Annotated in this window: 17 protein-coding genes; 9 read left to right on the top strand and 8 right to left on the bottom strand. The window is 73.0% G+C overall.

Annotated elements, in window-relative coordinates; all coding sequences use genetic code 11:
- The first annotated feature begins 81 nt into the window (after positions 1 to 81).
- Entirely contained in the window at positions 82 to 843 is a 762-nt protein-coding gene (locus tag BLR33_RS23975; protein ID WP_093786649.1) for an SDR family NAD(P)-dependent oxidoreductase, read from the top strand.
- Between the two features lie 128 nt (positions 844 to 971).
- Here BLR33_RS23975 and BLR33_RS23970 read toward each other — a convergent pair whose 3' ends face one another.
- On the bottom strand, positions 972 to 1,799 hold the full coding sequence (locus tag BLR33_RS23970) for a helix-turn-helix transcriptional regulator (protein WP_093786648.1): 828 nt from the start codon (positions 1,797 to 1,799) through the stop codon (positions 972 to 974).
- A 146-nt stretch (positions 1,800 to 1,945) separates the two neighbouring features.
- On the opposite strand from BLR33_RS23970, the gene BLR33_RS23965 reads away from it, so the two are divergent.
- Complete coding sequence (locus BLR33_RS23965; RefSeq protein ID WP_093786647.1) at positions 1,946 to 2,791, top strand: SDR family NAD(P)-dependent oxidoreductase; 846 nt, start codon at positions 1,946 to 1,948, stop codon at positions 2,789 to 2,791.
- Between the two features lie 38 nt (positions 2,792 to 2,829).
- Here BLR33_RS23965 and BLR33_RS23960 read toward each other — a convergent pair whose 3' ends face one another.
- Positions 2,830 to 3,813 (bottom strand): AraC family transcriptional regulator, encoded by a 984-nt coding sequence (locus BLR33_RS23960; RefSeq protein WP_093786646.1) that lies wholly within the window; start codon positions 3,811 to 3,813, stop codon positions 2,830 to 2,832.
- 69 nt (positions 3,814 to 3,882) lie between these two features.
- Here BLR33_RS23960 and BLR33_RS23955 point away from each other — a divergent pair, with 69 nt between their 5' ends.
- The 3 genes from BLR33_RS23955 (at position 3,883) to BLR33_RS23945 (ending at position 6,727) form a co-directional block, all read left to right on the top strand.
- The gene (locus BLR33_RS23955; RefSeq protein WP_176930426.1) at positions 3,883 to 4,485 is read left to right on the top strand and encodes a type 1 glutamine amidotransferase domain-containing protein; all 603 of its coding nucleotides are present in this window, start codon (positions 3,883 to 3,885) and stop codon (positions 4,483 to 4,485) included.
- Positions 4,478 to 5,443, top strand: a complete 966-nt coding sequence (locus BLR33_RS23950; RefSeq protein WP_093786644.1) for an SDR family NAD(P)-dependent oxidoreductase — start codon at positions 4,478 to 4,480, stop codon at positions 5,441 to 5,443. The genes BLR33_RS23955 and BLR33_RS23950 overlap by 8 nt, the downstream gene beginning before the upstream one ends.
- Positions 5,444 to 5,734: 291 nt before the next feature.
- The gene (locus BLR33_RS23945; RefSeq protein WP_093786643.1) at positions 5,735 to 6,727 is read left to right on the top strand and encodes an NADPH:quinone oxidoreductase family protein; all 993 of its coding nucleotides are present in this window, start codon (positions 5,735 to 5,737) and stop codon (positions 6,725 to 6,727) included.
- A gap of 115 nt (positions 6,728 to 6,842) precedes the next feature.
- Here the strand turns inward: BLR33_RS23945 and BLR33_RS23940 are convergent, their stop codons facing one another.
- Positions 6,843 to 7,541, bottom strand: coding sequence for a type 1 glutamine amidotransferase domain-containing protein (locus BLR33_RS23940; RefSeq protein ID WP_093786642.1), 699 nt, complete (start codon positions 7,539 to 7,541; stop codon positions 6,843 to 6,845).
- A 27-nt stretch (positions 7,542 to 7,568) separates the two neighbouring features.
- Positions 7,569 to 8,162, bottom strand: a complete 594-nt coding sequence (locus BLR33_RS23935; protein ID WP_093786641.1) for a peroxiredoxin family protein — start codon at positions 8,160 to 8,162, stop codon at positions 7,569 to 7,571.
- Between the two features lie 399 nt (positions 8,163 to 8,561).
- On the opposite strand from BLR33_RS23935, the gene BLR33_RS23930 reads away from it, so the two are divergent.
- On the top strand, positions 8,562 to 9,593 hold the full coding sequence (locus BLR33_RS23930; protein WP_093786640.1) for a DUF4331 family protein: 1,032 nt from the start codon (positions 8,562 to 8,564) through the stop codon (positions 9,591 to 9,593).
- A gap of 523 nt (positions 9,594 to 10,116) precedes the next feature.
- Here the strand turns inward: BLR33_RS23930 and BLR33_RS23925 are convergent.
- On the bottom strand, positions 10,117 to 11,487 hold the full coding sequence (locus tag BLR33_RS23925) for a cytochrome P450 (protein ID WP_093786639.1): 1,371 nt from the start codon (positions 11,485 to 11,487) through the stop codon (positions 10,117 to 10,119).
- Positions 11,488 to 12,022: 535 nt separating this feature from the next.
- Here BLR33_RS23925 and BLR33_RS23920 point away from each other — a divergent pair.
- Together BLR33_RS23920 and BLR33_RS23915 are read left to right on the top strand one after the other, a co-directional pair.
- Complete coding sequence (locus BLR33_RS23920; protein ID WP_143031742.1) at positions 12,023 to 12,943, top strand: helix-turn-helix domain-containing protein; 921 nt, start codon at positions 12,023 to 12,025, stop codon at positions 12,941 to 12,943.
- Between the two features lie 414 nt (positions 12,944 to 13,357).
- Entirely contained in the window at positions 13,358 to 17,599 is a 4,242-nt protein-coding gene (locus BLR33_RS23915; protein ID WP_093786637.1) for a carboxypeptidase regulatory-like domain-containing protein, read from the top strand.
- A gap of 151 nt (positions 17,600 to 17,750) precedes the next feature.
- Here the strand turns inward: BLR33_RS23915 and BLR33_RS23910 are convergent, their stop codons facing one another.
- Both BLR33_RS23910 and BLR33_RS23905 read right to left on the bottom strand, forming a co-directional pair.
- A complete protein-coding gene (locus BLR33_RS23910; protein WP_093786636.1) occupies positions 17,751 to 18,416 on the bottom strand; it encodes an alpha-ketoglutarate-dependent dioxygenase AlkB family protein in 666 nt (221 codons plus the stop codon).
- 49 nt (positions 18,417 to 18,465) lie between these two features.
- Positions 18,466 to 19,371: a 5'-3' exonuclease gene (locus tag BLR33_RS23905; RefSeq protein ID WP_093786806.1), complete on the bottom strand. Its 906-nt coding sequence runs from the start codon at positions 19,369 to 19,371 to the stop codon at positions 18,466 to 18,468.
- An 89-nt stretch (positions 19,372 to 19,460) separates the two neighbouring features.
- Between BLR33_RS23905 and BLR33_RS23900 the strand changes: the two genes are divergently transcribed.
- Entirely contained in the window at positions 19,461 to 20,207 is a 747-nt protein-coding gene (locus BLR33_RS23900) for a helical backbone metal receptor (RefSeq protein ID WP_093786805.1), read from the top strand.
- A gap of 131 nt (positions 20,208 to 20,338) precedes the next feature.
- Here BLR33_RS23900 and BLR33_RS23895 read toward each other — a convergent pair whose 3' ends face one another.
- Complete coding sequence (locus BLR33_RS23895; protein ID WP_093786635.1) at positions 20,339 to 21,508, bottom strand: TDT family transporter; 1,170 nt, start codon at positions 21,506 to 21,508, stop codon at positions 20,339 to 20,341.
- Positions 21,509 to 21,560: the final 52 nt, after the last annotated feature.

The raw sequence follows: 21,560 nt of genomic DNA, 5'->3' as shown, positions 1-21,560 counted from the left end.
CCTCCCGCGGCGGTGCGCATCACCCGAAAAGCAGCTCACCCGAAAAGCAACTCAGCAGAAACGCAACGATCGGAGTTCCTCATGTCCCGGCTTCTCGAATCCAAGATCGTCCTCGTCACCGGCGGCACGTCCGGCATGGGTGCCGCGTTCGCCAGGCGGGCGGCCGCCGAGGGGGCGACCGTCGTCATCGCCGCACGCGACGCCGCGCGCGGTGACGCGACCGTCGAACAGATCCGCGCCGCGGGCGGCAGGGCCGGCTTCGTGCGGACGGATGTCACGAAGGAGGACGAGGTGGCCCGCCTCGTCGACTTCGCGGTCACCGAGTACGGGGCCCTGCACGGGGCGTTCAACAACGCCGGCGGCGGCGACAACCAGCGCACCCTCGCCCGGACGGACTCCGCCTTCTGGGACACCATGATCGCGACCAACCTGACCAGCGTGTTCTACAGCCTGAAGTACGAGCTTCCGGCGATCGCGGCGTCGGGCGGCGGGGGCATCGTGAACAACGCCTCCACGGTCGGCACGGTCGGCGACGCGAGCATGCCGGCGTATGTCGCGGCCAAGCACGGCGTGGTGGGCCTGACCCGTTCCGCCGCGCTCGACTCGGCCAAGGCGGGCGTCCGGGTCAACGCGCTGCTGACCGGCCTCGTCGACACCCCGCTGTGGCGCTCCGCGATTGCCGCCCACCCGGAGATCGAGGAACGGTTCCTGGGGCAGGTGCCGAGCGGACGGGCGGGCTCCGAGGAGGACGTCGCCGCTTTCACCGCGTTCCTCCTCAGTGATCAGAGCACCTTCGTGAACGGTGCCGCGCTCGCCGTGGACGGCGGCTTCACGGCGCAGTGACCCCGGCCCCGGCCGCCCTCGCCGGACCGCGGCGGACCCGCGCCCGGCCGATTCCTCCTCCCGCGGGCGGGCGGCGGCGGGGAGCGGATTCGTCCGGCGACGGTGCGCGGAGCGTGCGCACCCGCGTCTCACCTCCCCGCCCCCAGCACTCCGAGGAGGAAGAGCCGGTCGGCGGTGCCGGTGCCGGGGGCCGGGACGAACAGGGCGAGGATCTGCGAGCGCCCCTCCGCCAGCAACGCCTGGCAGTCCAGCTCCAACAGCCCGACCTCGGGGTGGAGGATGCGCTTGCGGCGGCTGTGGAGCACCGCGACCTCGTGGTCCGCCCACAGCGCCGCGAACTCCGGGCTCTCCCGCAGCAGGCGTTCGGCCAGTCCTGCCGCCTTCCCGTCGCCCCGCCGCACGACCGCGGCCCGCAGATCCGCCACCAGCGCCCGGGACTCGTCCGCCCACCCCTGCGGCGGGTAGGCGGTCCGGGCGTCCGGCGAGGTGAACCAGCGGTACACCATGCTGCGCCGCGGCCCCGTGAACCGCTCGTGGTCCCCGAAGACCGCGGTTGCCGACGCGTTCTGCGCCAGCGTCTCGCCCAGGTCCGTCATCACCTGCGCCGGCATCTCGTGCAGTTGGTCCAGCAGGGCCAGGAGAACCGGTGAGACGTGGTCGTCGGCGGACCGCCGGTCGGGGACGCTGTGGCCGGCCAGGCGGAAGAGGTGGTCGCGTTCGTCCAGGCTCAGCCGCAGCGCCCGGGTCAGCCCGCGCAGCACCGACGGCGAGGGCTGAGGGGCACGGGCCTGCTCCAGGCGGGCGTAGTAGTCGGTGGAGATGTCGGCCCGCGCCGCCACCTCCTCCCGGCGCAGGCCGGGCGTGCGCCGGCGGGTGGACGACCGGAGGCCGACCTCCGCGGGGGTCAGCGCCTCACGCCGCACGCGCAGGAAGTCGGCCAGCTGCTCGGAATCCATGCGACCAGTGTCACCCGCCCAGGCACACCCAGGCAGGGACCGCCGATCCCTGGAAGAGCCGGCTCTGCCTCGTCGCACCGCCCGGCCGCAGGCTGGGTCGCGGGCCGCAGCAGCGGCCCCTTCCCACCTCACGACGGAGCACCCCCGTGACCTCACGCACATGGTTCATCACCGGCGCCTCCCGCGGCCTGGGCGCGCAGTGGGCGCGCACCGTGCTGGACCGCGGCGACCGCGTCGCCGCCACCGCCCGCACCGCCGCCTCCCTGCAGCCGCTCGCCGAGCAGTACGCGGACCGCGTGCTGCCCCTGGCGTTCGACGTCGCCGACGCTGCGGCCGTCCGCGCGGCCGTCGCCGCCACCGAGGAGCGCTTCGGCGGGATCGACGTCCTGGTCAACAACGCCGGCCACATGCTGGTCGGCGCGGTCGAGGAGGTCACCGACGAGCAGGCGAAGACCCAGCTCGACGTCAACTTCCTCGGCCCGCTGTGGACCACCCGGGCCGTCCTGCCCGGTATGCGCGAGCGCGGCGGCGGCCGCATCCTGCAGGTCTCCTCCCTCGGCGGCGTCGTCGCCTACCCGTCGCTCGGCCTCTACCACGCCTCCAAGTGGGCCCTGGAAGCGCTGAGCCAGTCGCTCGCCGCCGAAGTCGCCGCGTACAACATCCACGTGACGCTCATCGAGCCCGTCGTCTTCCACACCGGCCTCATGGCTTCCTCCCCGCAGGCCCGCAGGGACGACGCCTACGGTCACGCCCGCGAGGCGCTGTTCGCCAGGGCCGCGCACATCGTGCCCGGCGACGTCGCCGCTTCCGGCCGTGCCCTGCTGGAACTGGCGGACGCCGAGGAGCCGCCGCTGCGCGTGCTGTTCGGCGTCGGCGGCCTGGAGGAGGTGCGCGAGGAGTACGCCCGCCGCCTGGAGGGCTGGCAGCGCTGGGACGCGCTCGCGCGCACCGCGCACGGCTCGGCCCCGGAGGGCGCGCAGGCAGGTGCGTGACCGCGCCCGACCACACCGGCGCCGCCGATGGATCGCCGTCACGCCTGCGTGAACCGGTGTGCCTGCCTGCGATACGTGCCGGGCGGTGTGCCCAGCTCGCGTTTGAAGGCGAGGGAGAAGGCTGCTTCGGAGCCGTATCCCACCGAGTCGGCGATGGCGGCGATGGTCTGCTCGGTGGTCGCCAGGCGCTGGGCGCCCAGTTCGAGGCGCCAGCGGGTCAGGTACTCCAGAGGTCCTTGTCCCACCGTCCTCTTGAAGCGGGTGGCGAAGGCGGAACGGGAGACGTGGGCGGTGTCGGCCAGGAGCCGCACGGTCCAGTGGCGCGCGGGGTCGGTGTGGATGGCGCGGAGCCCGATGGCCACGACGGGGTCGTTCAGGCCGTGGAGCCAGCCGGTGCCGCCGGGGTGGCCGCTCAAGTGGTGGCGGATCATGTCGATGAGCAGCACGACGGCGAGGTGTTCGGTCACCGGGTTGGCGCCCAGACGGCGGGTGCGCGTCTCGTGGTCGATGCGGGTCAGCACATGCGGGGCCATCGAGGCGCCGTCGGCGTGGGCGGGCATGTGGATGACGGGCGGGAGCGCGTCCAGCAGCAGGGCGCGGGCCTGCCGGCCGAAGGTGAAGCTGCCGCCCACCAGCCGGGCGGTGACCGGCTGCGTGGGAGGGCCGGTCACCGCGGCGTCGTCGCGGGTGGCGCGGAAGAGGGGTGAGGCGGCCTGCGCGGGCAGGTGCGGCGCGGTGGAGAGGGTGAACTCCTGGGGCCTGGTCAGCAGGAACGTGTCGCCCGCGCGCAGGGTGAGCGGGCGCTCCAGGACGTCCGAGGTGAGGTAGCAGGAGCCCTCGAGTACGGCGTTGAACTTCGCCCCCGCGGGCGGGGGGAAGCGCAGGGACCACTCGCCGTGCCCGGTGAGTGTGGCGGCGCGCTCCGCCCGTGCCCCGATGAGGGCGAGAACATCCTCGAGCGGATCGACGGTATCGAGGAGATCCGCGCTGTGTGGACGATCTATATGGTCAACGACACTCATGATAGTCGGAAGTCTAATCCGAGGCGCCTACCGTGGACAGAGCAAGGGAAAGACACGAAGGAGCAAGCCATGGCAGACGCCGCCACCGACCGTCCCGCCGACAACCGCGCGGCCGTCCCTCCCGCTGTGCCCTCCAAGGGGCGCATCGCGGTGCTGACCGCCGATGTGGTCGAGGACGTCGAGTTCTTCTACCCGTACTACCGCTTCACCGAGGCCGGGTACGAGGTCGAGGTGATCACCCCGTCCGGTGGGGAGCTGACCGCGGCCCGCGGGATGAAACTCCAGCAGACCACCGCCCTCTCGGCTGCCGACCCGGCCGACTACCTCATGCTGTACGTGCCCGGCGGGCACGCCCCGCTGGAGCTGCGTGAACTGCCCGCCGCTCTCGATTTCGTGCGGGCGTTCGCCACCGCGGGCAAGCCCGTCGGGCTGGTCTGCCACGGCCCGCAGGTCCTGGTCAGCGCGGGCCTGGCCGAGGGGCGGCGGCTGACCTCGTGGTACGGCGTCGCCGAGGAGGTCACGGCGGCGGGCGGCACCTGGGTCGACGAGGCCGTGGTCCACGACGGCCCGTTCTTCACCGCCCGCAAGCCCGGTGACCTGCCGGCGGAGATGCACGCCATCATGGAGCACCTGAGCCGAGTGACCCGGACGGCGGGTGCGGGCAATGCCTGAGCTGCTGAGCACCCCGTTCGGGCCGAGGGCCACCGCTGACGACGTACTCGCCGGCGTCGACCTGGCGGGGAAGAGGATGCTGGTGACCGGAGGCGCGTCCGGGATCGGAGTCGAGACCGCCGCCGCCCTGGCGCGGGCCGGCGCCGAGGTGACCGTCGCGGTCCGCGACCCGGCGGCCGCAGCCGCGCTCATCGACCGCGCACGCCGGGAGGCATGGGCCGGGCAGGTCCGGGCCTGTCGGCTCGACCTCGCCGACCTCGCCACCGTCCGCGACCTGGCCCGCAGTTGGGAGGGGCCGCTGCACGCCCTGGTGGCCAATGCCGGCATCATGGCCCTGCCCCACCTCGTCCGCAGCCCCGAAGGGTGGGAGATGCAACTGGCGACCAACCACCTCGGGCACTTCGCCCTGGCCACCGGCCTCCTGCCCGCCCTGCGGCAGGCCGGGGCGGCGCGGGTCGTCGCCGTCAGCTCCGGCGCCCACCGCCGGCACCCGTTCGAGTTCGACGACCCCCACTTCGAGCGCACCCCCTACGACCGCTGGGTCGCCTACGGCCGGTCCAAGACCGCCGACGTGCTGATGGCCGTGGGCATCGCCCGCAGATGGGCCGGCGACGGCATCACTGCCAACGCCCTCATGCCCGGCTGGATCACCTCCGGGCTGCAGCGCCACCTCGACCTGCAGACGCTGCAAGCGATGGGAGCCGCCGACGAGAGCGGCAACCGTATCGACCAGCCCCACTACAAGGACCCCCGGCAGGGAGCGGCCACGAGCGTCCTGCTCGCCGCCTCACCCCTCCTGGAAGGCGTCAGCGGCCGCTACTTCGAGGACAACCAGGAATCACCGGTCACGATCGACGGCACCGGGGACGGCGTCGCCGCGCACGCCCTCGACCCCGGCAACGCCGACCGCCTGTGGGACCTTGCGGAGGACGCACTGCGCCACAGCGACTCCTGGTGACCACCCGGCCTCCGGCTCGTTGCCCGCGGGATTCCGGCGGCCAGTCGAGGCGCGCTCGGAGCGGACAGGCCGTCGGCAGACGGCCGGCCCCCTTCCTTCAGCGCCCGTCCCCGAGTGAACCCTGGAGGCTCGAGCGAGCAATCGGCGCAGCTCTCGCATGAGCGAATCAGGTGAGGCGGCAGGGTTCTGCTCCGCACACCCCGTGAGGAGCCGAAGAGGCCGACGGCATCACCGGCCTTCAAGGCCCGTGTGCGTGAATACCGAATTGCAAACTATCAAGGTCGGAGTGACATGTTTACTGGTCGTGCGTGGCGTGTGGTGAGGTTCGGTGAGCCGGAGGATGCGGCCGAGCTGCAGGAGATGACGTGGGTTGGACCGTCGGCCGGGCAGGTCCTCATCCGCGTGCGGACCGCGGGGGCCGGGTTCCCGGACCTCATGATGACGGGCGGCCGCTTTCCCCTGCTGGGTGCTCCTCCCTTCGGTCTCGGTGAAGAGGCCGCGGGAGAGGTCGTCGCCGTGGCACCAGGTTCGCGGTTCTCGGTCGGCGACCAGGTCACTGGCATTACCGGATTCCTGCAAGGTTGGGGCGGGTACGCCGAGTACGCATACGTCCGCGAGAATTCCGCGATCCGGATTCCCGACGGCATGACGGACGAACAGGCAGGTGGGTTCCCCATCGGCTTCCGTACCGCTTATGCGGGGCTTGTCGAGCGAGCCCCTGTGCAGTCCGGTCAGACCCTCCTCATCCTCGGCGCCGCCGGCAGCAGCGGCGCCACCGCTCTGCAACTCGGCAAGGCTCTCGGCGCGACGGTCATCGCTGTCGCGGGCAGCCGCGAGAAAACCGAATTCTGCCTCGGGCTCGGCGCGGACCACGTGGTGAACCGTCGCACGGACGATTTGACGGCCAGGGTCGCCGAGATCACCGGCGGGCGGGGCGTGGACGTGATCTACGATCCAGTGGGCGGTGACACAGCGGCCACGGCGGTGAGGAGCCTGGCACGCAACGGGCGTATCGCCATGATCGGCCTCGCGAGCGGCACACCGGTCGCACTTGATCCGATGGACATGCTGGTGCGGAACTATTCAGCGGTCGGCGTGCTGGCGATTCCGAACGACGACCCGGAGGCGGAGGCCCTGGTATGGAGCCATCTGGCTGACCTGGCGACCAAGGCCGCGATCACGACACCGGTGGGCAGGGTGTACGACTTTGAGGAGGTGCCTCGGATGATTGCCGAACAGAGCGCCCCGGGACCGGGGAAGTCTGTGGTTCGAGTGGCCTCCTGAACCTGCGGCCGTACTCCCTTCCTGACCGCCCTCGCCACCGGCTCGGCCGACGCGGCCGCGCGTGACGTGGCGCAACGTGAGGCCCAACACCCAGCGCCAACGCACGGCATCGGTACTAGGACTTGAGGATCTCCAGCATCCGGCCTCCCAGGACCGCCGCGGAATGGGGGTTCTGGCCGGTCACGAGGTTGCGGTCCTCGACCATGTAGGGCTCCCAGATCGGGCCGCGGCTGTAGTTGACCTTCACCTTCTCCTTCAGGTCCGTCTCCAGCAGCCACGTGGCACGGGAGGCCAGCCCGACGGCTTCCTCCTCCTCGTTGGTGAAGCCGGTGACGTCGTAGCCCTCGAAGGGCGAGACGCCGTGGATGCGGGTGGCGAGCATCGCGGAGGGGGCGTGGCACACGATGAACAGCGGGTTCCCGGACTCCAGCTGGGCGGTGAGCAGGCGGCCCGCGTCGGCGTCGAAGGCCAGGTCCGACATCGGGCCGTGGCCGCCGGGCAGGTACACGGCGTCGTAGTCCTCCAGGCGCACGTCGGACAGTTCCAGCGGCCGGCGCAGCACCTCGGCGTCCCGGATGATCGCCTCCAGGTCGAGTGCTCCCTGCTCGCCCCCGGCCATGGACGGGCGCAGGCTCATCATGTCGACGTTCGGGATGGCGCCGCCCGGTGTGGCCACCACGACCGAGTGCCCGGCGTCGGTGAGGATCTTGTACGGGTTGGCGAACTCCTCGGCCCAGTAGCCGGTCGCGTACCTCGTACCGTCCTTGAGCACCCAGTAGGTGGCGCCGCTCACGATGAACAGGATCTTCGCCATGGTGGTCTCGTCTCCTCGGCGTTGGTGTCAGGTGTCGGCCCGGGGCGCGCCGGGGGCGTCCCAGCCGTGGAAGGGGGACCGGTCGCCGCTGTCCCATGCCTCGCGCAGGCCGGGGGCTGCCAGGTCCCAGTCGGTGCGGATCTCGCGGGTGGCCTCGCGCAGGTCGCGCCACAGGTCGTAGGCCGACGGGCGGCCCCAGAACCAGTAGCCGTTGTAGAGGCTGTGCACGATCAGGCCCGGTTTGAGCACGAGCGTGTGCGGGACCATCGGGTCGTGGTCGGGGTCGGTGTACTCCTGGATGTCCAGTTCGCGCTGGACGGTCCGGCCCGGGTCGGACAGGAAGGTCCACTGGGCGCCCACCGAGAGCCGGAACTCCTGCAGGGTGTGGTGCTCGTCGGTGGAGATCGTCGCGATCTGCGTGTAGGCGACCGCGGCCTTCGGCTGGAGGACCCGCGCCATCTCCTGGTGCTGCTGGTGCTCCTTGGGGCAGTAGTGCCCGCGCGCGAGCGTGAGCACCAGAGGATCATCGCCCTGCAGCTCGCTGAGGGAGCGGACGGTGCCGGTGTGATCGGGGAGGGCGAAATCCGGGAAGACGCCGCCCGGAACGATGTCGGGGCGCATGGGGCCCACCTCGCCGGAAGTTGCGGCCGGTACGTCCATCAGCCTAGGGACGCGGTCGGCCGGTCGCATCCGGGCGGTCCGAGGCAGACGTTTTTCCCGCCGCACGAAGGCAGGTTGCCGCGTCGCTCCCGCCCGCGACTCGGGTGGCCACCGCCGGCAGGACATGAGTGAGCGGCTGCCGGCCTCGTACGTGGCGGGAGCGCCGAACAGGTGCGCTGCACCTCACGGCGGTACGGTGGGCAGCGGAGAAGGACGTTTTTCCGTAGCCGGCGGCGTGGCGTCCAGGCCGGATTCCGGGACCTGGACGGAGCGGAACGCTCGCGTGAGCCCCAGTGCGAGGGCCGTGACCGTTTCCGGTGACCGCGGCGCGCCGGGAGCCTGGAAGCCTGGAGCCATCCCATGTCCCACCACCTCGACTCTCCCGCCGCCCGCGCGGACGCGCGGCTCAACATCTCGGACACCTATGTGTTCCGCGGCGAGCGCGGAACGGTGTTCGTGATGAACGTCTGCTCCGACGCGGCGGGGCCGGACGCGCCCAAGGGTTTCCACCCCGAGGCCCGGTACGAGTTCAAGATCGACACCACGGGTGACGCCGTCGAGGACCTGGCCTACCGCTTCACCTTCGGTCCCGCGGACACCGACGGCACGCAGAGCCTGGAACTGCGGCGGCTGGTCGGTGAGGACGCCTCCGACGACCACGCGCAGGGCGTCCTGCTCCTGACGGGGACGACCGGCCGTGAGATAGCAGCGGACAGCGGGCTGCGGGTGTGGACGGGCCGGGCCAGCGACCCGTTCTGGATGAACCCGGGCGTCGTCGAGGCCGTCGGGCACGCGTTCCAGGACGGCACCGACATCGACGTGCCCGCACAGGACCCCGCACAGGTCTCCAGCCTCTTCGCCGGCCAGAAGATCCGCTCCCTCGTGCTGGAGGTGCCCGACGCCGGGCTGCGGCCCTTCACGCGCGACGGCCGCATCGGCGTATGGGCGACGACGGCCCTGGCCACCGACGCGGGCGGCTGGCACCGCGTCAACAGGTGCGGCCTGCCCATGGTCTCGCCGATCTTCGCGCAGTTCGACGACGAACTGGCCGAGAAGCTCAACCAGACGCAGCCGGCCGACGATCCGAGGACGTTCGAGGACGTCATCACCGACCGTGTCGCCGCGGTGGTCGCGGCCCGCGGGACGACGGCCGACCCGCGCGGCTACGGCCGGGCCGTCGCCGACCGCCTGCTCCCCGATGTCCTGGCCTACGACGTCGGCACACCCGCGGTGTTCGGCTTCGCCAAGTTCAACGGCCGCGCACTGACCGACAACGCCGGCGAGGTCATGTTCTCCCTCGCCACCGACAGCGCGCTGAGCATCGGCCTCTCCCACGACGCCGTCGACGCTCCCACGACCTCGACCTTCCCGTACGTCGCCGCCGCGGCCTGACGGTACGTCCGCCGGGACAGCGCAGCGCCCCCGCCGACGATGCCGGCGGAGGCGCTGTCGCGGGACTCGACCGCTTCGGGGCCTGGGGGTTGCTCCGAAGTGCCCGAAGGTGCAAGCACCTGTCCCTAGTGGTGGTCGATCAGCCGCACGGCCAGCGTCCAGAGCATGCGCGCGCTCAGGGCTATGCCGAGCCGTTCGGCTAATTCGCGGACCGGACCCTTACGTCTGCGGGCAGGTTCCCTTTCCACCATTTCCATCACCTCATCTCTCTTCCTCAATGAGCCGGGTCGACCGGGATTCGACGACCCCCAGCCACCGAATCGCGGAGGCGACCCGGCCCAGCCCACTGATGAGGTGAGGCGCTTCGAGCGTTGCACGCGCCGGCCCGACCCACCAGGGCGCACGAGGCTCACAAGGGGCGCGCGGAGCCGGCGCACTTGCCCCGGCATGCCGGCCCTGGCCGCTCCCTTCCCACCGGCCTCAACTCACCGCGGCAGCCGTCTCGTTGCCGGGTGCGGACGGTTCAGGGGGTCGGGAGTTCGCGCCGGGTCAGGCGGACGGGGTAGGCGGCCGGGGCGAGGACCGTGCGGACCGTCAAGGGGGCCTCCGGGGCCGCTGCCGGGGACAGGTCCCAGCGGGTGATCAGTGTCGCGAGGATCAGCACCGCCTCCGTCATGCCGAAGTCCTCGCCGATGCACTTGGTGGCGCCCCCGCCGAACGGGAGGTACGCGCCCCGCGGGGCGGCCGCGCCTGCGGCCGCGGTGGAGAGCCAGCGGTCGGGGGTGAAGGAGCGCGGGGAGGGGAAGAGGTCCGCGCGGCGGTGCAGGACGAGCGGACTGAAGAGGACCAGGCTGCCGGCCGGCACGGTGTGCCCGGCGAGTTCGGTGTCGCGCACGCAGGTGCGCGGCAGGATCCAGGAGGGCGGGTAGAGCCGCATCGCCTCGCGCAGCGCCCGCGTGACCGCCCCCAGCCGGTGCGCGTGCTCCCACCCCGCGACCTGCGCGCCCAGGACCTCGTCGGTCTCCCGGCGCACCTCCGCCAGCACCTCCGGGTGTGTGATGAGCAGCTGGAGGGTCCAGAAGATCGCCGCTGAGGTCGTCTCGCCACCCGCGAGCAGCAACAGGGCGACCTGGTCGGAGAGTTCGGCGTCGGACATCGGGCGCTGCTCGTCGTCCCGGGCGGCCATCAGCCGCGCCATCAGGTCATTCCCGTCACCGCCGGCGCGGCGCCGCGCCTCGATCAGCCGGCTGACCTTGCCGCGCCAGTCCTCGACGGCCCGGGCGAACCGGCGGTCGGCGAAAGAGGGCACGCCGCCGACCATGGAGAGCATCGCCTTGCGGTAGATGACGCGGAGGAAGACGTCGAGGGACTCGTGGAGTTCGCGGGCCTCCTCGGCGCCCAGGCCGGTGGAGAAGAACGCCCGCAGGGAGATCGTGTTGGTGAGGCGGAACATCTCCTGGACGAGGTCCACGGTCTCGCCTGGCTGCCACCGCCGCATCGTGGCGGCCACTTCCTCGCGCATCACCGCGGCGTACTCCGGCAGCCGGCTGTGGTGGAAGGCGGGCTGCATGACCAGCCGCTGCCGCCGGTGGTCCGCGTGGGGCGCCGTGGCCAGGCCCGAGCCGAGGGAGGCCCGCACGGTGTCGTAGACGAGCCCGGTACGGTCGAAGGCCGCCAGGTCGGTGAGGACCCGGCGGGCCAGCTCCGGGTGGCAGACGACGAAGACGCGGTGCCAGGCCAGCCTGATCTCCACGAGGTCGCCGTGCTCGCTGAGCGACTCCATGAACCGCAGCGGGCGCCGCCACAGCGCCGGCGCGTGCCCGAGGAGGGGCAGCGCGGCCGGCGCCCTGCCGAAGACGAGGCCCTCGCGGGGCCCGACAGCCGTGTCCGCCATGTGCACGCCCCTGCCTTCCGCCGCGGCGGCCCCGCCGGCCCCCGAACCGGCGATCCGTCAGAACGGCTCCTGATACGTCCCTTCGCGCGGCCCCGTACGGCGGCGTGCCGCCCCGGCACCTGCTCCCGTACGGCCCCGCGCCCCCGCCCGCCTCCGAAGCGGCCGTCCAGAGGCTACCGCCTGCGCCCGTCCGAGTCCCCGTGCCCCGCGCTCTCGGGACTTCCCCCGCGCCCGAACCGCCGCGCTACCAGAGGGTGAACGCCGGGCGGCTCCTCCCTTAATGGCGCGTTGTGCGTTTCGCACGCCGCGTTCACGGGGCCGATCGGGAGTGTGTCGAAAGGTTGCGGCGCCGTAAATACGGCGAGGCGGAAAGCGGTGGCGGGCGGGAGCGGTGGGGCGGGTGGGGCACCGCTCTGAGCTGGGGCGGAGCAGCGGAGCGGCTGCCCGGGGCGGGAGAAAGCGGGCGGCGGAGCTCCGTTTTCTGTGCAGGCAAGGCCGTCGCGCCGTCCGTGCGGGCTGGCTACAGTTCACGATCATGACCGAACGTCCGTTTGAGGCTGTCGGGTTGAGTGCCGACGCGGACCGGGCCTATCCCTTGCTGGTGGCCAGTCGCGGCGTGGCGGAGGAAGAACTGGCCGGGCAGTTGCGGATCCCGGTGGACCAGGCGCATGCCGCCTGCGAGGAACTGGCCGCGCTCGGCCTGGTCCGGCTCGGCGCGGAGGGGCGCTGGTACCCGCTGCCCCCGCACGCCGGAATGCTGCCGCTGCTCGCGCGGGCCCAGGACCGGCTGCGCCGCGGCCGCGAACTCCTGGACCGGCTCGGCGTGGAGTACCAGCGGGTGCACGAGGGGCACCGCGCCGAGGAGATCGTCCAGGCCGTCGAGGGCGCCGACGCCATCCGTGAACGGCTCGGGCTGATCCACCGTCAGGCCACCGAGGAGGTCCTGGTCTTCGCCGCCGGCGACGAGGAGCTGGAGCAGACCGGGGTGTCCACCGTGCGGCAGCGCGTCGTGGTGGAGCGGGCCCGGTTCGAGGAGGAGGGCTGGCACGGCGCCGCGGCAGGCGCCGGGGTCCGCGTGGTGGAGCGGCTGCCGGCGCGGATGTGCATCGCCGACCGGACCGTGGCGGTCCTGCCGCCGGCGGCGGGGGAGGACCCGAAGGACCCCGTGATGCTCGTGGTCGGCCCGAGCGCCCTGCTCGACGCCCTCGTGCAGCTCTTCGAGACGGTCTGGGCCGGCGGGGTGCCGCTCGCCCGCGCGGCCGCCGGCCGCGGCAGCATCCAGGAGCGCATCCTCGCGATGCTCGTCCTCGGGACGACGGACGTGGCCATGGCCCGCTCGCTCGGCGTGGCCGTCCGCACCGTCCAGCGCCGCATCGTCGCCATGGAGCGCGCGGCCGGCGTCGACAACCGCATCCAGCTCGTCTGGCACGCGGCCCGCCACGGCTGGCTCGACTGACACCTGCGGCCCCCGGCCGGGCAGGGGACCAAGCGCCCGCCCCTCACCCGCTGCCGCCCGGTGCCGCCCCTGCGCCCGCGGCCCCCCGCCCGTCCCTGCCGGCACCCCGCCCGGACCTGCCCGTTTGGCCAATTCCCGTCCCCCTGAAGGGGTCTGACGGCGTATCAGATACGAACATCCGCAAATGCAGGACAGTACCCGGGTCCATGGGTCTGGTGGTGCGGATCGGATGAAGCGGGGCTGGCGGGAAGGCGTCTGCCTGAGAACGTCACCTAGGTGGCAGGTATCCGTCAAGGTGTAAAGGATTTGCATGGGGTCTGTGATGCACAGGTATACGCCAGCAGCCCGATCGGGCCGCAGCCGGGCCCCCACACCGGCCTCCCTCAGGTCACGTCAAGGAGACCCACCTTGCGCATGCCCTCCCTCAGACGCGGCGCCCTCGCCGTCGTCACGACAGCCGCACTCGCGGCGATCGGGCTACAGGCCCCGCTCGCCGCGACGGCTTCGGCCGCACCGGCCACCGCAACGACCACCGCATCCGGCCACTCCGCGCAGAGCGCCCAGAGCACGAAGACCACCCAGGGCGCCCCGAGTTCCACCAAGAGCACCGACACCAAGGCCACCAAGGCCGATGTGGTCCGGCAGTGCGCCGCACCCAAGGCGGGACAGTTCTCCTGCTTCGCGTTGCGGCGCACTGACATCGTTGCCAAGAAGGGGGTCCAGCCGCTGGCGGCGACGCCGAGCGGATACGGTCCCGGCGACTTGCAGAGCGCCTACGCCCTGCCCGCCGACGGCGGCGCCGGCACCACCGTCGCGATCGTCGACGCCTACGACGACCCGAACGCGGAAGCCGACCTCTCCGTCTACCGCCAGCAGTACGGGCTGCCCGCCTGCACCTCCGCGAGCGGCTGCTTCACCAAGGTCAGCGAGCGCGGCGGCACGAACGACCTGCCCCAGCCCGACCCCGACTGGTCCGGCGAGATCTCGCTCGACGTCGACATGGTCTCCGCGATCGCGCCCAACGCCCACATCCTGCTGGTCGAGGCGGACAGCGCGAACTTCGAGGACCTCGGCGCCGCGGTGGACGAGGCGGTCGCGCTCGGCGCGAAGTACGTCTCCAACTCCTACGGCACCGGCTACGACTCCACCCCGGGCAGCGGCGAGGACCCCTCCGAGCTGACCGCGATGGACCCGTACTACAACCACCCCGGTGTCGCGGTCGTCGCCTCCTCCGGTGACGGCGACTACGGCGTCGCCTATCCGGCCGCGTCGCAGTACGTGACCTCCGTGGGCGGCACCGCGCTCACCCGCGACACCGGCACCAGCCGCGGCTGGAGCGAGTCGGTGTGGCACAACTCCTTCGGCGGCCCGGGCTCGGGCTGCTCGGTCTACGAGCCCAAGCCCTCCTTCCAGACCGACACCGCGTGCGACCACCGCGCGGTCGCCGACGTCTCCGCCGTGTCCGACCCGGTCACCGGCGTGTCGGTGTACCAGACCTACGGCGGCAGCGGCTGGGCGGTCTACGGCGGCACCAGCGCCGCGTCCCCGATCATCGCCTCGGTCTACGCCGACGCGGGCACCCCGGGCGACGGCACGTACCCCAACGCCTACCCCTACGCCCAGCCGAGCGCGTTCAACGACGTGACCACCGGCGCCAACGGCACCTGCACCCCGGCCGCGCTGTGCACCGCGGGGCCCGGCTGGGACGGCCCGACCGGCCTCGGCACGCCGAACGGCCTGGACGCCTTCCGCAGCGGCCCGCACGGCGTGATCACCGGCACGGTCACCGACCACGCCACCGGCAGCCCGATCGCCGGCGCCACGGTCAAGGCCGGCACGCACAGCGCCACCTCCGCGGCTGACGGCACGTACAAGCTCGACATCCCGCCGGGCACGTACGACCTGACCGCCAGCGCCTACGGCTACTCCAGCAGCACCGCCACGGGCGTGGACCTGACCGACGGGGCCACCGTCACCGAGGCGTTCGCCCTGGACGCGGTGCCCACGCACACCGTCTCCGGCAAGATCGCCGACGGCTCCGGCCACGGCTGGCCGCTGTACGCCAAGATCACCGCCGACGGCGTGCCCGGCGGCCCGGTCTACTCCGACCCGGCCACCGGCGCCTACTCGCTGAGCCTGCCGGCGGGTGCCAGCTACACGCTGCACATCACCGCCGCCCTGCCCGGCTACCGCACCGTCGACAAGTCCGTGGACGTCGGCACCGCCGACAAGACGGTCAACATCGCGGTGCCGGTCGACCCGTCCTCCACCGACGCGCCCGGCTACACCGTGAGCCTGGCCGGCGACACCCAGCCGTTCGACTCCACCACGGCTGCGCCCGACGGCTGGTCGGTGAGCAACGCCGACGGCACCACCGGCGGTTGGGGCTTCTCCGACGACGGCGGCCGCGGCAACCGCACCGGCGGCACCGGCGGCTTCGCCATCGTCGACAGCGACCACCTCGGCCAGGGCAACTCGCAGGACACCTCCCTGCTCTCGCCGGTGATCGACCTGTCCGGCGACGCCAACCCGCTGCTCGCCTTCGACACCGACTACCGCGAGTACTCCAACTCCACGGCCGACGTCGACGTCTCCGCGGACGGCGGCGCCACCTGGAACACGCTGTGGACCAAGACCACCAGCTCCTTCACCGGCCACGTCGAGCTCTCGCTCGCCGACTACGCCGGCAAGAGCGTCCAGATCCGCTTCCACTACACCGGCTCGTGGGCCTACTGGTGGGAGCTGGACAACGTCTTCACCGGCAACCGCAGCTACGACCCGGTGCCCGGCGGCCTGGTCGTCGGCCTGGTGACCGACGGCAACACCAAGGCGGGCGTCAACGGCGCGACCATCACCAGCGCCGACCTGCCCGGCCTGCACACCACCACCACGGCCACGCCCGACGACCCGAACCTGGGCGACGGCTTCTACTGGGCCTTCTACGGCAAGACCGGCAAGCACCCGATCACCGCGGCGGCCTCGCACTACGTCTCCGCCACGGCGACCGCCAACGTCCCGCCGGACGGCACCGTGCAGCGCAACCTGAAGCTGACCGCCGGCCAGCTGAAGGTCACCCCCGCCTCCATCGCCAAGACGGTGGGCTGGGGCAAGACGGCCACCCAGACCGTCACGGTGAAGAACACCGGCACCGCGCCGGCCACCCTCACCGTCGGCGAGACCCCGGGCGGCTCCGTGCCGGCCGGCAAGGGCGCGCCGCTGACCCTGGTCAAGGGCCAGTACACGCCGTTCTCACTGGCCGAGGCGGCCAAGGCGGCAGCGGCCAAGCCGCAGGCGCAGAGCGGCGCCGCCTCGATGGCGGCGCAGCCGACCGCAGGCGACGCCTGGCAGTCGATCCCGAACCTGCCGGTGGCCACCGGCAGCAACGCGACCGACTTCTACCAGGGCACGGTGTACTCCTCCTTCGGCTTCACCGGCCTGCAGGACACCAGCGACCTGTACGCGTACAGCACCGACAGCGGGGCGTGGACCAAGCTGGCGTCGGCCTCCGACACCCGTGAGGGCCCGACCCACGGCGTCATCGACGGCAAGCTGATCGCCACTGGCGGCTGGGGCCCGGACGCCGCCCCCGACGCCAAGACCGAGATCTACGACATCGCCGCCGGCACCTGGTCCACCGGTGCCAACGCGCCCAAGCCGTACGCCGGCGCGGGAAGCGCGGTGCTGGACGGGAAGCTGTACTCGATCGGCGGCTGCACCGCGAACTCCTGCGGTGTCACCGACGTGACGGTCTACGACCCGGCCAGCAACTCCTGGTCCACCGCCGCCTCCTACCCGGAGCCGGCGTCCTGGGAGGCCTGCGGCGCCGTCTCCGGCAAGATCTACTGCTCCGGCGGCACCACCGACAACGGCACCATCAGCCACGCCTACGTCTACGACCCGGCGTCCGACTCCTGGTCGCCGATCGCGGACCAGCCCACCGACGCGTGGGGCGCGTACGCCACCGCCGCCAACGGGCTGCTGCTGGTCCAGGGCGGCGCGGTCAACGGCGGCAGCGCCCTGACCAACCAGACCTGGTCCTACGACCCCGCCTCCGACACCTGGACCGCCCTGCCGAACGCCAACGCCTCGCTGTACCGCGGCGGCGGCTCGGTGGGCTTCTACGCGGTCGGCGGCATGGTCGGCAGCACGCCGTACGGCACCTCCGAGGTGCTGTCCGGCTACGACCAGACCGGCGGCTCCGACGTCACCTGGCTGTCGGAGAGCACCGACACGGTCACCCTCGACCCGGGCGCCAGCACCACGTTCACGGTGACGCTCGACGCCTCGGTGCCCGAGATCACCCAGCCCGGCACCTTCACCGCGTCGCTCGACCTCGGCAGCGACACCCCCTACCGGCTCACCCCGGTGGGTGTCTCGCTGACCGTGAACCCGCCCGCGACCTGGGGCAAGATCACCGGCACGGTGAGTGCGACCGGTGGCGGCGCCCTGCCGGGGGCGACCGTCCAGATCGACACCTGGGCGACGCACTACACGCTCAAGACCGCCGCGGACGGCACCTACCAGCTGTGGCTGGACGTCCGCAACAACCCGCTGACGGTCATCGTCGCCAAGGACGGCTACCAGCCGATCGTGGCCACGGTGAAGATCACGAAGGGGGCGACGACCACGAAGAACTTCTCGCTCGACAAGGACTGAGCGGGAACCTTCGAGCACGTCCGTACGGCACCGGGTCCGCCCGGTGCCGTACGGCCCCCGCGCCGCCCGCACTGGGTGGCGCGGGGGCGCTCCGATGTCCTGCCGCCCTGCTCCGGTCGGCTCCGGGCGGTTCCGGGCGGCTCCGGGCGGCTCAGCCCGGCAGGCCGGTGGTGCGCAGGGTGAGGTTCAGCCGCCCGGCGGCCAGGCCGGTGGCGGGATCGCCGGTGCCGGGCAGCACCTTGGGCACGCCGTGGAAGGCGTACCGGGAGGGGCCGCCGAAGACGAACAGGTCGCCGGAGGCCAGCCGCACGTCGGTGTACGGCTTCGTGCGCGTCTCGGGGTTGCCGAACCGGAAGACGCAGGTGTCGCCGATGCTCAGGCTCACCACGGGGGCGTCCGATCGCTCGTCCTTGTCCTGGTGCATGCCCATGGCGGCGCTGCTGTCGTAGAAGTTCACCAGCGCGGTGTCCGGCTCGTAGGCGGCGCCGGCGGCCGGGTCGTCGTAGGCGTCGGCGACCGCGCGCCGGCCCAGCTCGGCCAGCCACGGCGGAAAGGCCGCCACCCGCTCCCCGTTGACGTCCGGCGCGGTGCGCGAGTAGGCATACGGGCGCCAGTGCCAGCCGACGCAGACCGTCTGCACCGACATCACCCCGCCGCGCGGCAGCCGGGTGTGCCGCATCGGCACCGGGCCGCGCGCCCAGGCCCGGCAGCTGGCCACCAACTCCCGCTGCTCCATGGGCCCGAGCCAGTCCGGCACGTGGACCGCGCCGGGGGCGACCTCGGTGCGCTCGCGGGGGAGCAGGCCGTCGCCGCTCATCGCCGGCCCACCCGCCCGCCACCTTCCGCCCACTGCCCGCGCCGCCTGCTCATGCCGAGCGCACCGCCAGCGCGTCGAGCAGCCGGGACAGGGAGCCCCCGAGCCCCCAGCGCTCGGCCAACTCCTTCAGGGCGCCCGGGTGTTCGGGCACCGGGGGCAGCGCGGGGTCGAAGACGGGCAGGGGCACGTCGGTGGCGACGCGGACCACCTTCGGGGCGACCTCCAGGTAGTCGGCCGCAGCCAGGATGTTGCGCCGCCGGGCCGGCGTCAGCTTGGAGAACGGCTCGGCGGCGGCCGCCCGTACCGCGGCCAGGTCGCCGTACTGCCGCACCAGCTCGGCCGCGGTCTTCTCGCCGATGCCCTTCACCCCGGGCAGCCCGTCGCTCGGGTCGCCGCGCAGGGCGGCGAAGTCGGCGTACTGATCCGGGCGCACCCCGTAGCGCCCGGTCAGGAACTCGCCGTCCACCACGTCGATGTCGCCGACGCCCTTGCGGGGGAAGAGCACCCGCACGCCCCGGGCGTCGTCCACGAGCTGGAACAGGTCCCGGTCGCCGGTGACGATCGCGACCGGGCCGGGAGCGGCGGTGGCGAGGGTGCCGATCACGTCGTCCGCCTCGTAGCCCGGCACGCCGACGCGGGCGATGCCGATCGCGTCGAGCACCGCCTCGATCACCGGCACCTGCGGGGAGAGGGTGTCGGGCACCTCCTCGGTGCCGGCGGCGGCGTCCGCGACGCGGTGCGCCTTGTACGAGGGGATGAGGTCCACCCGCCACTGCGGCCGCCAGCCGGCGTCCATGCACGCGACCAGGGCGGCGGGGGAGTGGTCGGCGACCAGGCGGGCGATGAAGTCCAGCAGGCCGCGCACCGCGTTGACCGGGGTGCCGTCCGGCGCCCGCACGGACTCGGGTACGCCGAAGTAGGCACGGAAGTACAGGCTCGCCGTGTCGAGGAGCAGCAGGCCGCCGGCCTTGTCGTCGTTCACGGCGCCAGCATCGCACGCACCACCGACAGCGGCCGTACGGTGGGCCCGTGGCCTCCTCCCGTATCCGGCGTGTCGTCTCCCTGGTGCCGTCGCTCACCGAGGCCGTCGCGGCGAGCGCGCCCGGGCTGCTCGTCGGCGCCACCGACTGGTGCACCCACCCGGCGGACCTCGCCGTCACCCGGGTCGGCGGCACCAAGAACCCCGACACCGCCGCGGTGGCCGCGCTCGCGCCCGACCTGGTGGTCGCCAACGAGGAGGAGAACCGCCCCGCCGACCTCGCCACCCTGCGCGACCTCGGCCTCGAGGTGTGGGTCACGCGGGTGCGCTCGCTGCCGGAGGCGTTCGCCGAGCTGCACCGCCTGCTCGTCGAGGGCTGCGCCCTGCCCCGGCCCGCCTGGCTGGACGACGCCGAGGCCGCCTGGCAGGACCTGCCGTCGGAAGTCGACGCGCGCCCGCGGCGCCGGGCCGTCGTGCCCGTGTGGCGCCGCCCGTGGATGGCGCTCGGCCGCGACACCTTCGCCGGCGACCTGCTCGCGCGCCTGGGTGTGGACCATGTGCTTGCGGGCGCCGCCGAGCGCTACCCGCGCTTCGACCCCGCCGCCTTGGGCGCCGGAGTGATCGACCTGGTGGTGCTGCCGGACGAGCCGTACCGCTTCACCGCGACGGACGGCCCCGAGGCGTTCCCTTCGGTGCCCGCTGCCCTGGTGGACGGGCGGTACCTGACCTGGTACGGGCCCTCGCTGGTGGCGGCGCCCGAGGTGCTGGGGCGGGCGCTGGCGGGGGCGCGGCGGTTCGGGGCGGGCGGCTGAGACGGGTTCCCGGGCGGCAGCCGGCGGGTCCGTGGGTGAGGGCTGCGGGAACAGGCGGGTCCAGGCGTGTCCAGACAGGGGCCAGACGGAGCAGCCCGGAACAGCGACCGGGTCGATGACCTGACGATCGGTCAGACCGCACGACGGGTGAAGCTCCGCAGCGTGCCTGTCGCCGCCGCGAGCCAGCCTGCCGCCAGCAGGACGTACAGGCCGGCCGCCAGCCAGGTCGCCGCGTCCAGGCCGCTGTGCCGGGACAGCGCGGTCGCGCCCGTCACGCAGGTGCCCAGCGGGAAAGTGAAGGCCCACCAGGTCATCGAGTAGCCCATGCCCCGGCGTACGGCCCGCACCAGCAGCGCGGCCGCGAGCAGCAGCCACAGCAGCGCGAAGCCCATGACCGGCACCCCGTAGAGGACGGAGAAGGCCCGCAGAGCGGTGGCGTAGGACTCGTGCGGGACACCGCGGGCCGCGTCGGCGATGTTGCCTGTCGCGGTGGTGGACTGGCCGAGCGGGCCGAGGACGAGCAGGAGCGCGGGGGTCGCGGCCAGGGGGAGTTCGCGGCGGGTCAGGCGGCCCCACACCAGTGGCAGCATCGTCGTGGTGGCCAGCAGGCTCATGCCGAACAGGGCCAGGCAGCCCAGCAGCAGCGCCTCGCGGGCCTGCCCGGCGGTCGCGGGCAGGTGGGCCACCAGGGCGGGCCCGGCGGCCGCGGCCACCATGGGCGCCACGATCGGCAGCAGCCACACCGGGGAGGCGTCGTCCGGCCCGATCCGGTGCCGGGTCGCCATCAGGTACGGCACGCCCACCGCGACGACGAGCCCGCTCACCGTGCCGAGCGTCCACAGCGCCGCGTCCGTCACCACGGCCGCGTGCTCGCCGATCACCGGCGGGCCGAGCAGCAGTGTGCTCGACCCCACCGAGAGCAGGGCCATCGGCAGGCAGCCGTAGAACGGGGCGACGGTGTGGTCGGCCAGGTGCTCGCGGGCCCGGTCGGCGTGACGCAGCCAGTGCCCGGCGCGGGCGGCGAGCACGACGGCGAGGACCAGCAGCGCGAGCATCCAGACGCCCGTGCACAGCGCGTGCAGCCAGCCGGGGCGGCCGCGCAGGCCCGCGCCGGAGCCGGCGAGGATCGAGGTGCCCATGACGGCGGCGTACCAGTTGGGCCCGAACTCCCGCAGGGAGGGGGCCGGGACGGGCTCGGGCGCCTTGCGCGCGGGCGCGGCGGCCGGCGGGCTGCCGGCATCGGTACGGGCGAGGGGGGCGCCCGCCTCGGCGCGGGCGGCGGAGTCGGTGAGTGCGGCCATGGACCGACCGTCCCGCCGCGCGCCCGCCCCCGGTAGCCGTCACCGGCCTATC

This window comes from Actinacidiphila guanduensis (assembly GCF_900103985.1).
Classification (GTDB): domain Bacteria; phylum Actinomycetota; class Actinomycetes; order Streptomycetales; family Streptomycetaceae; genus Actinacidiphila; species Actinacidiphila guanduensis.
Note: the sequence above shows the minus strand (reverse complement) of the source record. Positions and strands in the feature narration are given on the sequence as shown.

Coding starts and splice junctions, on each gene's coding strand:
- BLR33_RS23975 (WP_093786649.1), top strand. CDS start 82: ATGTCCCGGCTTCTCGAATCCAAGATCGTCCTCGTCACCGGCGGCACG.
- BLR33_RS23970 (WP_093786648.1), bottom strand. CDS start 1,799: ATGGATTCCGAGCAGCTGGCCGACTTCCTGCGCGTGCGGCGTGAGGCG.
- BLR33_RS23960 (WP_093786646.1), bottom strand. CDS start 3,813: ATGAGTGTCGTTGACCATATAGATCGTCCACACAGCGCGGATCTCCTC.
- BLR33_RS23955 (WP_176930426.1), top strand. CDS start 3,883: ATGGCAGACGCCGCCACCGACCGTCCCGCCGACAACCGCGCGGCCGTC.
- BLR33_RS23950 (WP_093786644.1), top strand. CDS start 4,478: ATGCCTGAGCTGCTGAGCACCCCGTTCGGGCCGAGGGCCACCGCTGAC.
- BLR33_RS23945 (WP_093786643.1), top strand. CDS start 5,735: ATGTTTACTGGTCGTGCGTGGCGTGTGGTGAGGTTCGGTGAGCCGGAG.
- BLR33_RS23940 (WP_093786642.1), bottom strand. CDS start 7,541: ATGGCGAAGATCCTGTTCATCGTGAGCGGCGCCACCTACTGGGTGCTC.
- BLR33_RS23935 (WP_093786641.1), bottom strand. CDS start 8,162: ATGCGCCCCGACATCGTTCCGGGCGGCGTCTTCCCGGATTTCGCCCTC.
- BLR33_RS23930 (WP_093786640.1), top strand. CDS start 8,562: ATGTCCCACCACCTCGACTCTCCCGCCGCCCGCGCGGACGCGCGGCTC.
- BLR33_RS23925 (WP_093786639.1), bottom strand. CDS start 11,487: ATGGCGGACACGGCTGTCGGGCCCCGCGAGGGCCTCGTCTTCGGCAGG.
- BLR33_RS23920 (WP_143031742.1), top strand. CDS start 12,023: ATGACCGAACGTCCGTTTGAGGCTGTCGGGTTGAGTGCCGACGCGGAC.
- BLR33_RS23915 (WP_093786637.1), top strand. CDS start 13,358: ATGCCCTCCCTCAGACGCGGCGCCCTCGCCGTCGTCACGACAGCCGCA.
- BLR33_RS23910 (WP_093786636.1), bottom strand. CDS start 18,416: ATGAGCGGCGACGGCCTGCTCCCCCGCGAGCGCACCGAGGTCGCCCCC.
- BLR33_RS23895 (WP_093786635.1), bottom strand. CDS start 21,508: ATGGCCGCACTCACCGACTCCGCCGCCCGCGCCGAGGCGGGCGCCCCC.